This is a genomic window from Thermoflexibacter ruber, from assembly GCF_900113045.1.
GTDB lineage: Bacteria > Bacteroidota > Bacteroidia > Cytophagales > Thermoflexibacteraceae > Thermoflexibacter > Thermoflexibacter ruber.
Map to the genome: position 1 here is coordinate 58,587 of NZ_FONY01000019.1, position 13,212 is coordinate 71,798.

General features: G+C 38.1%; 9 protein-coding genes. 4 read left to right on the forward strand and 5 right to left on the reverse strand.

What is annotated here, in order from left to right:
- Positions 1 to 156: 156 nt before the first annotated feature.
- Entirely contained in the window at positions 157 to 2,631 is a 2,475-nt protein-coding gene (locus BM141_RS11595; RefSeq protein ID WP_091545414.1) for a penicillin acylase family protein, read from the reverse strand.
- A 288-nt stretch (positions 2,632 to 2,919) separates the two neighbouring features.
- On the opposite strand from BM141_RS11595, the gene BM141_RS11600 reads away from it, so the two are divergent.
- Complete coding sequence (locus BM141_RS11600) at positions 2,920 to 3,432, forward strand: hypothetical protein (protein WP_143090903.1); 513 nt, start codon at positions 2,920 to 2,922, stop codon at positions 3,430 to 3,432.
- Positions 3,433 to 3,641: 209 nt separating this feature from the next.
- Here BM141_RS11600 and BM141_RS11605 read toward each other — a convergent pair whose 3' ends face one another.
- Entirely contained in the window at positions 3,642 to 4,979 is a 1,338-nt protein-coding gene (locus tag BM141_RS11605) for a glycosyltransferase 87 family protein (RefSeq protein WP_091545419.1), read from the reverse strand.
- Positions 4,980 to 5,141: 162 nt separating this feature from the next.
- On the opposite strand from BM141_RS11605, the gene BM141_RS11610 reads away from it, so the two are divergent.
- From BM141_RS11610 to BM141_RS11620, 3 genes are all read left to right on the forward strand, one after another.
- A complete protein-coding gene (locus BM141_RS11610; protein WP_091545422.1) occupies positions 5,142 to 5,855 on the forward strand; it encodes a superoxide dismutase in 714 nt (237 codons plus the stop codon).
- 256 nt (positions 5,856 to 6,111) lie between these two features.
- The gene (locus BM141_RS11615; RefSeq protein ID WP_091545427.1) at positions 6,112 to 7,080 is read left to right on the forward strand and encodes an SDR family NAD(P)-dependent oxidoreductase; all 969 of its coding nucleotides are present in this window, start codon (positions 6,112 to 6,114) and stop codon (positions 7,078 to 7,080) included.
- A 68-nt stretch (positions 7,081 to 7,148) separates the two neighbouring features.
- The gene (locus BM141_RS11620; RefSeq protein ID WP_091545430.1) at positions 7,149 to 8,189 is read left to right on the forward strand and encodes a quinone-dependent dihydroorotate dehydrogenase; all 1,041 of its coding nucleotides are present in this window, start codon (positions 7,149 to 7,151) and stop codon (positions 8,187 to 8,189) included.
- Here the strand turns inward: BM141_RS11620 and rpiB are convergent.
- The 3 genes from rpiB to BM141_RS11635 all read right to left on the reverse strand — a co-directional run bounded on the left by rpiB (position 8,186) and on the right by BM141_RS11635 (position 13,169).
- On the reverse strand, positions 8,186 to 8,632 hold the full coding sequence (gene rpiB, locus BM141_RS11625; protein WP_091545432.1) for a ribose 5-phosphate isomerase B: 447 nt from the start codon (positions 8,630 to 8,632) through the stop codon (positions 8,186 to 8,188). The genes BM141_RS11620 and rpiB overlap by 4 nt on opposite strands.
- A gap of 76 nt (positions 8,633 to 8,708) precedes the next feature.
- Positions 8,709 to 10,814 carry a ComEA family DNA-binding protein gene (locus BM141_RS11630; protein ID WP_177217357.1) on the reverse strand — a complete coding sequence of 702 codons (2,106 nt, stop codon included), beginning with the start codon at positions 10,812 to 10,814 and terminating at the stop codon, positions 8,709 to 8,711.
- Between the two features lie 168 nt (positions 10,815 to 10,982).
- Entirely contained in the window at positions 10,983 to 13,169 is a 2,187-nt protein-coding gene (locus tag BM141_RS11635) for a xanthine dehydrogenase family protein molybdopterin-binding subunit (protein WP_091545436.1), read from the reverse strand.
- Between the last annotated feature and the right edge of the window lie 43 nt (positions 13,170 to 13,212).

Below are 13,212 nucleotides of genomic sequence, written 5' to 3' on the forward strand. Positions count from 1 at the left end.
ATTAATTATTTGAACGATAAAAATTAATAAAATCTCAAGCATTTGAAAAACAGCGATTAGTAAAAGTACTTACCTCTGTGTTATCAAATGAATTACAAAATTAGCAAAATAAGTTAGTATATGCAAGAAATGCTCTGTCCTTAGATTTTTAAATTGCTATTTTTCTGTAGCCTTTTCAAATATAAGTGTACTTTGTTTTCTTGATAAGATTTCTTTTTCATTCATGAGCATTTTGCGGAACTTGCCTTCATTGTATAGGGGAGCTTGGTCGTCGTAGTGCTTGCTCAAAAAATAGCCCGACTGTCCTGTAGGGAGTACACTTTGGGCATTTTCTATGTCTGCAAAGTCAATCAAAATACGTTTGGAAGGACCTGCGGTTACTTTTTGAATTTTCTCTTTGCGAAGTATAGACTTGACATTGTTGATGACTTCAAAACCTCCATTAATACTAAAAGCACCTACATTGAAAAGGTAGTTCAATGGTTTCTGCCTACCCAGAGGATGCTCATGTTCTAAAAGGTGTACCTCGCCCCACTGCCAATCACTAATATCTGTATCTAATTGGCTTTCAAGGGTTCTTATGGCATTATTAAATGCCTGTATCAAGATTTCTTTTCTGCTTTCTTTGCTTTCTTTGCTCTTAACGTTGTCCCACCAAACAGAATTAGGATTGTTGAAAATCTTAGGGAGAGTAAAAAGCAATAAGTGAGTTCTTTGCAAAGTATTAAAATCTCTTTCTCCTAATTCATCTAAGAAGATTCCTTCTGTGATGAAATACAGCCACTTTGCATAAATCGTTGGGGCAATTTCTTCTTTATCGTAGTTACCTTTCCATTTTTTTAGTATTTGTATAGCTTCGTGCTGGAAAAGTGGTGTTTGAGCAGGCTCGTTGCTTTCTATGATATTGAAAAACAACTTGATTTGCTCATAGGCAGAAGCAGAAGTTACATCATTAATAGCTTCTTCTAAGGCTTTCATGTCCCATTTTTCGCTACGACTTTCCAGTAATTGTACGATTCGCCTCGCCCTGTCGTCAGTAAGGTAGTAACCTGGGTAAAGCACCCCATTGACCATTTCAGGCTGATTATTAGCAGAGTATAAGTAACCTTGGCTTGGATTGATATTTTGAGGGTTCTCGACAAAATGGTGATAGTCATTCGCCTCGTCTTTGCCACTCGCACCATCTAAAATTAGTGCAGAATTGACGTGAGTAGGTCGCTTGGGTAGCTTTGCCGCCGCCCACCAAGCAATATCGCCGTTTTGGTTAGCATACATTACGTTTAGTCCTGGCGCATCTATGAGGCTTACTGCCTTTTGGGCTTCGCTTAGGCTTTGTGAGTGCATGAGTTTATAAATAGCTTGCAGGGCATTAGTTGGGTTTTGAAGCATAGTCCACCAAACTGCTACAGGGGCGGGATTGAGTTCTTCAACTTCTTTGATGACATCGTTAATAATGGCCCCATGCTTAGAAGAACGCACTTGAAACTTTACATCATCTTCACTTTTTACTTTAATTACTTCATTGCGTACCTCTAAATCTATCCAATTGTCTTTGTACCAGACTTGGTCTGCTCGCTCAGGGTTAGTTTTTTCTCTATAAAAATCTATGTCATCGTTCTCGAACATGGTCAGCCCCCAGCCAGCAGTGCGATGATGTCCTATGATTCCAAAAGGGAAACCTGCCAGAAAATTGCCGTAAAAACTCATGTTGGGATATTCCAAATGTGCCTCGAACCAAACTGCAGGTTGCGAATAGCCAATATGAGCATCATTGGAAAGCAAGGGCTTGCCTGATTTGGATTTTGCTCCACTGATTATCCATGAGTTACTCCCATGCAAAAGAGGAATAGGCAGTAAGTCAGTTATCTGAGCAGTTAAAGCAGCTAACTCTCCAAGTTGAGGTTCATTTTTCAATGCTTTGCTTTTGAGTGTGTATTGCTGAGAGTCTAATTTTACGCCTTTGCTTTGCATAACAGGAATTTTGAGAATAGTGCTGTCTGAGTGAACCAACAAATCATTATAATAATCTTCTCCTAATTTTTCATAGATTTTGGTAATAAGTGGGTCAGTGATAAATGCCTGAGCGAAGCCAAAAGCCATGTAAGCGGTAACTAAGTAACAATCTTTGGGGGTGAATTTTTCTTTGGGAATACTTAATATGGTAAACTCTATGGGTGTTTTTCCACTTTCTACGAATTGATTGATGCCGTCTAAGTAAGCAAGAGTAGCTTTTTGGTAAGGGAGAGCATCGGTTTTTAAGTAAGTTTCTGCGGATTTTTCTGCAAACTGATTGATACCCAAAGTGCGAAAAAACTTGTCTGTTTGTATAAAGTCCTTGCCTAAGATTTCTGACAATCTTCCCGAAGCTACTCTGCGAATCATCTCCATTTGGAAAAGTCTTTCCTGAGCATGTAAGTAGCCCAAAGCTCGGTAAGCATCAGTTTCGGTTTGAGCATAGATATGAGGAATACCATACTCGTCAAAATGCACATTGACAGAATCTTGCAGATTTTTTAATGCAATTTTGCCTTCCATTTGAGGCTTGAGCGTGAGCAAATACCCATACAAAACGGCACCTGCTAATAGGAGGACAAATAAAAGTGTTGCTATGACTTTGAGGGTAGTTTTCATTTTCTAAACTTTCTTTTTACAGTTTTCAAAGCTAAGTGAAAATTTTGATTTTTTACAAACTACCTTGTTTTTTTGCTTATGATAGATTTTAAATATACCTATCTATTACCCACTCTTAAACAAAAGTAGAAAAGCGCAGTTTACGGTATAGAAATTTGTTTGTTAGTTTAGTTTTCAAATTGAAGTAGAACTCTTGATTATTAGGAGTTCTATTTTTATATTTGATTATTTTTGCTAACTTTGTTTAAGCAAGTACATAATTTTTAATACACCTAATCTATTAAATTTATGAATACTCAAAATAATTTTCTATCCTTACTTTATGTTATGTTATGCTTTTTATGCTTTTATGTCTATGCCTGCAAGGAAAAAAGTACAAGTAGCTCTGCCGAAGTATCAACAAACGACAGTGCGGCAACTGTAATAAATGCAGCCGAGAACGATGATTTTGAGGGTTTCATTGTGAGCGAACCTGCTTTGGTCATCATAGAGCCAACCCCCGAAGAGAAAGCAAAGGAAGAGGAAAATCTAAGTGAGGAGGAGCAGGAAGTAGTAGGAGATGATACAGGTTATTATCAGATGCTTATTATGGATTATTGCGAAGGTAAAGGATTGAAAACCATACATACTGAGAGCAAAAAAATAAAGTTTATTAAAAAAGATGGAAGTACTTTTGTCTATACAACTGATAATCCTTATCTGACCTATCTGATATTTAACGGGAAGAAAAACCCAGTACACATAGAATCGCCTGCCGCATTTAGCAATGAGGAATACGATGCTTATCTCGACAGTAAATGACTAAATTGCGATTGCTTTTTTCTGATATTCAAGATGTTACAAAAAAGTTTGAAAAAAAGCAAGGTAGCAGTTTGGCTCGTACTATGCACTATTTGAAAAGGGAAAAATTATCTATCCCAATATGACTAAGTTTATGCCTTATGCTGGAGTGAAGGAACTGCCTTGCTAACCAAAGTTATCTTTTGAATATCGATAAGGTAAGTTTAGACTTATGTAGAAACTAAATCATGTTTCTTCATACCTATTGGTGGTGAGGAGTTTTTGACAATAATAGGCGGCATTAAGGAATTAGGATTGGCAAAAAGCAAGGCAGGAATAAGCAACAAAGTTGCCCAAGTAATAATATGAAAATATATCATTAAGGTTATAGTTTCACTGCCTAACACCCTTCTTCTGATGAATATGAGGAATGTAGTACTGATTACGAATGTAATTATTAGCCCAATAAATTTGCTGTACTGCCGTAAGCGAGGGAAGTACTTATCATAATTGACAAGCAAAAAATAGATGAGGTAAGTAACCGCAGGAAAAATAAAATAAAAAGAATACCTGCGCTGATGAGGGAATATCAGAGGGATAATGAGGCAGATGTAGCTAAGTTCGTAAAATAAGTGTAATCGTGAACTTGCTTTTTTGAAAGGGAGCGTTCTTAAAAAATATAAGGTTAATAAGATAAGCACTATTCTAAAAGCGTTGATAATCCAATACACCTGCTCGTATTCCAAAGAAAACAGGTTGCGTTTGATGGCAAAGAGAGGCTCTGTTTCTATCAAAAGTGTAGATAAAGCAGGCACTAATCCATAAGCTCCCAAGTCATCTTCTATGATGTGGGTAGGCTGGGTAGGATTGATAATAGCCCACCACTCTTTGAGCAGAAATAGATTATACTCCCAACCCAAGATAAGTGCAGGAACAAACAGATAGGTCAGCAAAGCCGAAAAAGTGTAAATACTTGCCTTAAACTCTGCTCTATACACCAAGTAAGGAATCATCACCAGAGGCAAAACTTTAATATTAATAGCAAAAGCAAGTAGTAAAGCCCCCGCTAATTTTCTGCCTTGAAAAATTTGATAGGAGGACTCCATCATTGCCCAAAGAAGAAAGATAGTCATTTGCACTCGCTCATAATTAAAAAAAATAAATCTGGATACCACAGCAAAAGAAAGAATAATCAACACAAGATGACCTTTTGGAGAGAGTTTAGTCTTATCTAAATAATACTCAAAAATATTCCATGTTCGCAAAAGCAAAAACGTATTAAGGAGTAGCCAAATAACACCTATGGTTTTAAAAGAAAAATAAGAGAAAGGAATAAGCAAAAGTGCGAACAATGGGCTATAAAAGTATTGTAAATTATAAATAAAAGGAGGTTGGTATATATTTTCTAACCTCTGCAATCTTACCGCAGCATCTAAGAAAACATCAAAATCATTTTTATTATCAGCTTTAGCATAAATAAAACACAATGCTACGCAGACAGTAGCAAGAAAGAGGAAGGTATGTTTGGGAAGTAGCTTCGTAAAATCATTGTTTTTAGTGAGTGCCATGGCTTAGGGGGTTAGTTTATACTCCTAACGATAGTTGGGCAAATTTTATGCTATCTAATGACATTTTTTTTATTTTATGGAACAAAATACTTATTTTTAAATTCTATATTGATAGTTTTAAGAGTTAATCTACTATTCTTGCGAAATATTGAGTTTACTAATATGGATAAGCGAACTTTTTTAAAAACAAGCAGTATTCTTGCTGCGGCAACGCTGGTAGAGCCTTTGGTAGCTTGTAGTACTGCTAAATCAAAGATTTCTAATAGCAAAGAATTTTCTCTTTTGCCACTGCCCTACCCGACAGAAGCTCTTGAGCCACACATCGATAAGATGACGATGGAGATTCATTACGGTAGGCATCATGCTACTTATGTGCAAAAACTAAATGAAGCGGTGCAGAATACTACTTTTTTCGGAAAAAAAATAGAGGAAATCCTGCCTGCAATCACAGAAAAAGATGCAGCCATTCGCAACAATGGAGGAGGGCATTATAACCACTCTTTGTTTTGGAGTATCCTGTCCCCCAAATCTACCGCTCCGTCAGGTAAATTGGCTGAGGCTATTAATGCTACTTTTGGTTCTTTGGATAGTTTTAAGACAAATTTTAGTGATGCTGCAAAAGCAGTGTTTGGGTCAGGCTGGACTTGGCTCTGTGTGGGGAAGGATAAAAAACTTTTTATTTCTAATACTCCCAACCAAGATAATCCTCTGATGAGCCAGATAGTCAAACAAGTAGGAACACCTATACTGGGCTTAGATGTCTGGGAACATGCTTACTACCTCAAATACCAAAACAAAAGAGCAGACTATATCAATGCTTTTTGGCAAATAGTGAATTGGGACGAAGTAGCCAAAAGATTTGCTTCTGTTAGTTAATAGGTATTTTGCCACCGTAAGTGATTTTTTGGAACTAAATTTGTTAATATTGTAAATGAATAGCTGTAATTGCACTTTTTTATGAATAAAATTAGTGCAAGTTCTATTTTATTTTTATGCTACTAATTCCTTCTATCTAACTATTTGATTTTCAATCAATTAATAATTACCCCCTCTCTTTCAATCATTATACAATAAACAAAAAATTGTATTTTTCTCATAAATTTTATCACTTTTACTTATTGCATTTTTATTAATGGAGAGTAGAACTATTTTGGTTACAGGGGTAGCTGGGTTTATAGGGCAGCGTACAGCAAAAATATTACTTAGCAATCAATGTCAAGTAATTGGGTTAGATAGTATGAATAACAGTGAAAATCGCACTTTGCAAGAGTTTAGACTTAGTCAGCTTAAAGAACACGATAATTTTTCCTTTCATCGTATAGATATTCAAGACGCAAAAAAGTTAGAAGAATTATTTGCCCAACATCAGTTTGACGCAGTCATTCACTTGGCTGCCAAGGTAGGTGTAAGAGAAAGCATAATCCACCCACATACCTATTTTCATACTAATATACAGGGAACATTGAATATCTTAGAAATGATGCAAAAGTACAAAGTCAAAAAACTTGTTTTTGCCTCTACCTCTTCGGTGTACTCAGGTTTAGAAGTTCCCTTTCATGAAAGTTCATCTGTAGAAACTCCTATTTCTCTCTATGCTACCACCAAAAGGGCTTCGGAAATGATGTGCTATACCTATCATTCTTTGTATGGTATAGACGTTTCTATTTTGCGTTATTTTACTGTTTACGGACCTGCGGGCAGACCTGACATGAGTTATTTTCGCTTTATCCAATGGATAGATGAAGGAAAGCCAGTGATTATCCATGGGGATGGGACGCAGTTTCGCGATTTTTCTTACATAGAAGACATTGCTAATGGTACGGTCAAAGCCTTGAAAAATGTCGGCTATGATATTTTTAACCTTGGAGGAGGCAATGGCACTTATACACTCAATTACATGATACAACTCATAGAGGAATATTTAGGGAAAAAAGCGGAAGTTGTGTATCAAGATTTTCTAAATTCGGACATGAGAGCTACTTGGGCAAACATTGATAAGGCAAAAAAAATATTAGCATGGCAACCCCAAGTAGATTTTAGGACAGGAATAAAAAACTGTGTAGAATGGTATTTGGCTAATAAAGACTGGATAGGTAAATAATTTGTATTTCTTAGCAAGTTATTTTTTACTTTTGCAGGAGGAAAAAGCATTTATAAAACTAAGCATTCATGTATCAGCATATCTTTCGCCCAATTTTATTTTTACTAAGTGCAGAAACCGCACACAGATTGACATTCCAGCTACTAAAAATCCTCTTTCAGATACCTTTTACTAAAAACATTGTGAAGTGGTTATATTATTTTGAAAGTCCCACCTTAGAAAGAAATCTTCTGGGTTTGAGATTTAAGAACCCCATCGGCTTAGCGGCGGGTTTTGATAAAAATGCAGAACTCGTAGAAACTTTTGACAGTTTGGGCTTTGGCTTTGTAGAAATAGGTACGGTTACGCCAAAGGCTCAGGAAGGTAATCCTAAGCCACGTTTATTCAGGCTATTAGAAGATGAGGCGATTATCAATCGTATGGGCTTTAATAATGAAGGAGTAGAAAAAATAGTAGAAAGGCTGCGAAAAAGAACCTCCCAAGTGATTGTAGGGGGAAATATTGGCAAAAATAAAACTACCCCCAATGAACAAGCAATTCAAGATTATGAAATGGCTTTTGAAGCATTACATGATTTCGTAGATTATTTTGTCGTCAATGTAAGTTCGCCTAATACGCCTAATTTGAGAGAGTTACAAGACAAAGAGCCATTAAAGCATCTATTGAAAACACTCAAAGAAAAAAATCAACAAAAAGCGAAGCCTAAGCCTATTTTACTCAAAATAGCTCCTGACTTGAATGATAGCCAACTCCACGACATCGTGGAAATAGTAAAAGAAACAGGAATAGAAGGAATTGTAGCCACAAATACCACAATTAGCAGAGAAAATTTGCACACACAACAAGCAAAAATAGAAGCTATCGGAGCAGGTGGACTTAGTGGTAAACCCCTGAAACAGCGAAGTACAGAAATTATCCGATTTCTAAGGTCAAAATTGGACAAATCTTTTGTCATCATAGGAGTAGGGGGCATCTTTACCGCCAAAGATGCCATAGAAAAGTTAGAAGCAGGGGCAGACTTAGTCCAAATATATACAGGCTTTGTCTATGAAGGGGCAGGCATAGTCAAAGAAATAAAGCGTGGCATAAGTCAGTATTTTCGCAATTAGGCAACAGCACAAGCATCTATTTTGGCTACCCTTCTTTCATGTCTTCCTCCTTCAAAGGCGGTATCTAAGAAAGTTTCTACAAATTTTTTTGCCTCTTCCAAAGAGATAAAGCGCGCAGGCAAGCAAAGTACATTAGCGTTGTTGTGCTGACGAGCAAGGGCTACAATCTCCTCACTCCAGCAAAGTGCGGCGCGTACTCCTGCATGTTTGTTAGCAGTTATGGCGACCCCATTCCCACTTCCACAAATCAAAATTCCTTTCTCATACTGCTTGTTGGCTATGCTTTCTGCCAAAGGGTGAGCAAAATCTGCATAATCCGTAGAGGCTTCGCTGTAAGTGCCAAAATCTTTAACTATAAACTGCTTATCCTCTAAAAACTTGATTATCTCTGCCTTATATTGAAAACCTGCGTGGTCGCTACCAATAGCAATGTGTGTATCCATATTTTCTAATTCGCATTTAGGTTGCAAATTTACGAGTATTTGTACTTTTCTTATCGCATTACGGCAAAAACTTTCATTAAAACTTTATTCTCACTTGAAAATGCACATCTGTTTTCTGATTGCCCGTGATGCGTTCTAAACCTGAACTGATAGATTTTTGGTTGCGATAGGTCGTGTAGGCATAGCGAAACCAAAGGTCGATTTTTCTGCTCAGGCTGTATTGGAAAAGGTAGTAGTTGCGAAAACCTATGCCATTGTAAGCAGGAACGGAAAAGGCGTATAGTACATTTTTCTCAAAAGCATATTGGCGGTTTTCAAAGTCATCTGTATCAAAAATAGCAAAGCGAGTGCTAAACTTCCACCTCGCTTTGTCATAAGTAAGGTCTTGGATAATGGCATAACCGCTTGTTTGTGAGCCTCCTTCCTGCTGATAGGTACTCCACTGCACGCGAGAACGCAACACTAAAAAATCGGTAGCTTTAAAATCTGCATTGAGTTGGTAATTCCTTTTGGTAGAAGGGCTTACAAAGTCTATGCGAGCAGTATTTCCTTCAAAGTTCCTGCCTTTGGTTTCCTCTCTGAACTGTGCATATAGCAAGATAGTCTTAGCAGGTTGGTAAGAAATCCGCGATAAAAACTCGTATCCATTAGAAGGGGCATCTACTAAGAATTTGAGCCAAGGAAAGCGAAAATAGTCGTAGTAAGCAGCAAAAGTCCAACGGCGATTAGGCTTGATTTTCAAGCCCATATATACTCCATTTTCATTTATGTTCCGTGTATTTTCACTAAAAGCATTGCCATAAAAGCTGTGAAAGTTTTTATCATAACGCCTATACAACATCGCCCATTCTACTTTGGAACTCAGCGTAGCAATAAAGCCACTTACCGCACCTATGCCGCCGCTTGCTGACCTTGCGATTTCCCCAAAAAAATTGAAATTTTGCCATAAATAATTGTAATGTAAGCCCAAATTGTGGTTACTTTTCCCGCTAAATTCAAAGCGATTGTATATCCTGTCCAAAGGTAAAATCGCCGCACTAAAATTAGTTTGTAAAGCAGTCATCCCAATTTCAAAGTTTTGATTTTTACTGCGATAGGTGAGGTCAGAGCCGAAGGTAAACTCATTAATCTGATTCTTTGAAGCGATTTCTCTGGGAGTGCGATGCAAGCCCGTTCTGACGATAGCATTGGTAAAGGCATCTGCTTCGTTGAGCGTATCTACCCCTACGCTGGCTAAATTGGCATCTTGCTTAGTCGCTGATAAAAAAGTAGTTACTTCAAATTTTCCCACTTGGTAGGCTACCGCTCCCCCTCTAAAAAAGCCACTTTCTAAGACGGAGGTATAAGGTCTAATACCTAAGTTGCTTCTGCGGACAGTAGCTACTGTTTCTGCGCCCTTGCCTATGTAAAAACCCGCAGAAAGCAAGAGTCCTTGCCCTATTTGAATCTGGTAATCGCCCAAAGCTAAAGCTTTTAATTTCCCGCGATTGAACAAAGCAAAATGATAAGAAATAAAATCAAAACCATATTGCTTTTTATTAGGATTCCAAACCAAAGGCTCTCCTGCATCTTTTTCCAAAGTAAAGCCCAAGCTGAAATCTTTGGAATGACTGATGCGAAAACGAGCATAAACTTGGTCAGGTGAGCCTGCGTAGCGAGTTCGAAAATTCCCATTAGAAAGCGTATCGGCAGGGGTAAGCGGCTTGTAGCCTTCTTTTTGCTCTAAGGTACGTGAGTGTCTATAAATCAAAAACTTATTAGGTTCTTCAAGAATTTTCTGGAGTAGAGAGCGATTATCTTGCTGAAAAGTAGTTTCCGAAATAGTTACAAAAGGCAATAGCTTGGCGATAGTCCCTAAGTCAAAATCTTCTATGGCTTGTAACTCATAGATAGAAAGCAATTCTCCATTTTTTGCTCTGTGCTTAAAAAAACTATTGAGCTGATTCTCTGAAAGAATATAAAGCGAAGCAAGCTCGGCACGAGTAGCAGTATTGAGATTGAGCGGATTGGCAAAATACAGATAAAGAGCCTCATAAGCGTCTTCGTAGTTAATATTCTCATCTTGAACGGCAAAAAGCGATTGAATGAAATTATCTAAATCTGCCTCAGCAGGTTTGACTTTGGGGTTAAGCGAGGGGCGAGTTTGGGCGAAGCCGTCGGGCAGGGCATAAGATAAAAACACTAAAAGAAGAAGGTAAACTAAAAAAATCTTCTGAACATTCATTGTTCTCCGAATCTACTGAAAAGAAATTAGTTAGCAGACAAAATTAGTATAACTATTTTATAATCAAAATACTAAGCCCTAAAGATTTTCAAAGTCTTTAGGGCTTAGGTCCGACATAAAATCTGATTACCCTTCCAACTTAAAAGGAATCTTTCTAATCCTTTTTCCTGTCAAGTTGAAAATTGCATTTGCCAAAGCTGGAGCCACAGGAGGAAGCCCCGGCTCGCCTACTCCATGAGGAACTTCGCTATTGGGAACGATATACACCTCGATAGGAGGGACTTCATTCATGCGCAATAGCTTGTAATTGTTAAAGTTGCCTTGCTCTACTTTCCCACCTTTGAAGGTAATTTCGTTGGCTACCGCTTCGCGTAAGCCCATGACCGTTCCTCCTTCTACTTGTGCTTTTATGTTGTCAGGGTTTACTGCCGTTCCGCAGTCAATCGCTACTACTACTTTTTCTATTTTTATCGTATTGTCTTTTTGCTTAGAAACATATACAACATGCCCTGCCTGCCCTGCGAAAAACTGCCACCAAGCTACACCTTTGCCCCAATTAGGAGGTAGAGCTTTGCTCCACTCTGCTTTTCCGCCCAAGAAAATGAGCATTTTTTTCATGCGTTCATCTTTTTCTATGAGGTCTATGCGAAACTGCAAGGGGTCTTTTCCTGCTTTCACTGCCATTTCATCTATAAAGCTTTCGTGAGCAAAAGCGGTAGTAGTAGAGTAAACTGCTCTCCACCAAATCAGCGGAATGTCAGTTTTGAAGTAAACCCCGCTTACTTTTTGGTTGGGAATGGAATAGGCACTTTTATCAAAACCTTCCAATGCTCCTTTGTCAAATTCTTCTCCTACTTTTCCACCGAAGTTTTCAAAACCTATAGAAGGAGCAACTACTTTATGGTGAATAGCGATAGCCTTACCATTTTTATCCAATGCACCTTGCAAAATACTGTAAGTAGCTGGGCGCAAGGGACTTTGGGAAATGTCATCTTCTCTTGTCCAGATGAGTTTTACTGGGGCTTTTACTTGTTTGGAAATATTGACTGCTTCGGTTACATAGTCTGCTGTGAGTCTCCTACCAAAGCCACCACCTACAAAAGAAAGGTTTACTTTGACTTTTTCAACATCTAAACCTAACATTTTGGCTACGGTTTCTCTTACGTCGCTTGGTACTTGGGTCGATACCCAAATCTCACATTCCCCCTCTTTTACGTGGGCTATGCAGTTCATAGGTTCTAAAGGAACGTGGGCGGCAAAGGAAGTTTCGTACTCAGCTTCTAACTTAGTAGGTGCATTGTTGAAAGTAGCATCAAAATCGCCAATTTTTTCATAAACCGTGCCTTCTGTTTTAGCTAATGCCTTGAACTGCTTTAAGTTATTTTCTGTGCTAATTTGGTCGTAACCTGCGGTATCCCACTCTATTTTGAGTTGCTTTCTGCCTTCGGTTGCGGCATAGTAGTTTTCTGCAACCACTGCCACGCCAAAGAATGAATTTTTAAACAAATTTCTTTCTACTTGCACTACTGCTTTTACGCCTTTTACGTTTTTTGCCCTGCGGTCATCTACGCTTTTCACTTTCCCACGATAGACAGGACAGTGTTCCACCGAAGCGTACAACATTCCCTCTACTTTGAAATCTATCCCAAAAATAGCAGAACCGTTGGTTTTCAAAGGAATATCTGGGCGTAGTAAAGATTTGCCAATGAGTTTGAAATCTTTGGCATCTTTGAGCTTAGGTTCTTTGGGAACTTCCAACTTGCTTGCTTCCTCAGCTAATTCTTTGAAAGATAAAAACTTAGATTTATCACTTTTCAAAAAAACTTTTCCATCTTCTGCATAGCAATTCTCGGGCGTAGTTTTCCAACGGTTTGCCGCCGCCTTTTCCAACATTTCTCTTACTCCCGCCCCAATTTTCCGCAAATCTGTGTAATAGCCTCTTACAGAGTAGCTTCCTCCTACACTTTGGTCGCCGTATTTAGTGGCTGTATTTGCCAACTTGATGTTAATTTGGTCTAAAGAAGAAAAATTCATTTCCTCTGCAATAATAGTAGGTAAAGACTGATAGACACCCTGTCCGATTTCTTGCTTGTGTGCCATGATAGTTATTTTGCCCTCTGCGTCAAGCAAAACAAGTGGGTGCGGGTTAAATTCAGTGGGTTTGAACTTCATTAGTTCCCCACCCAAAGTTTGAAAACCAATAGCTAAGAGTGCTGAGCCTGCCCCTGCGGTTTTCAAGAAAAAGCGACGAGAAATAGCATTAGGGCTTTTCTCTACACTTTGCTTATTCTTATATTTATTTTTTGTTTCCATTATAATCGTTTTTTAGTTTTTTTCTAAATCATATAGATTTTGT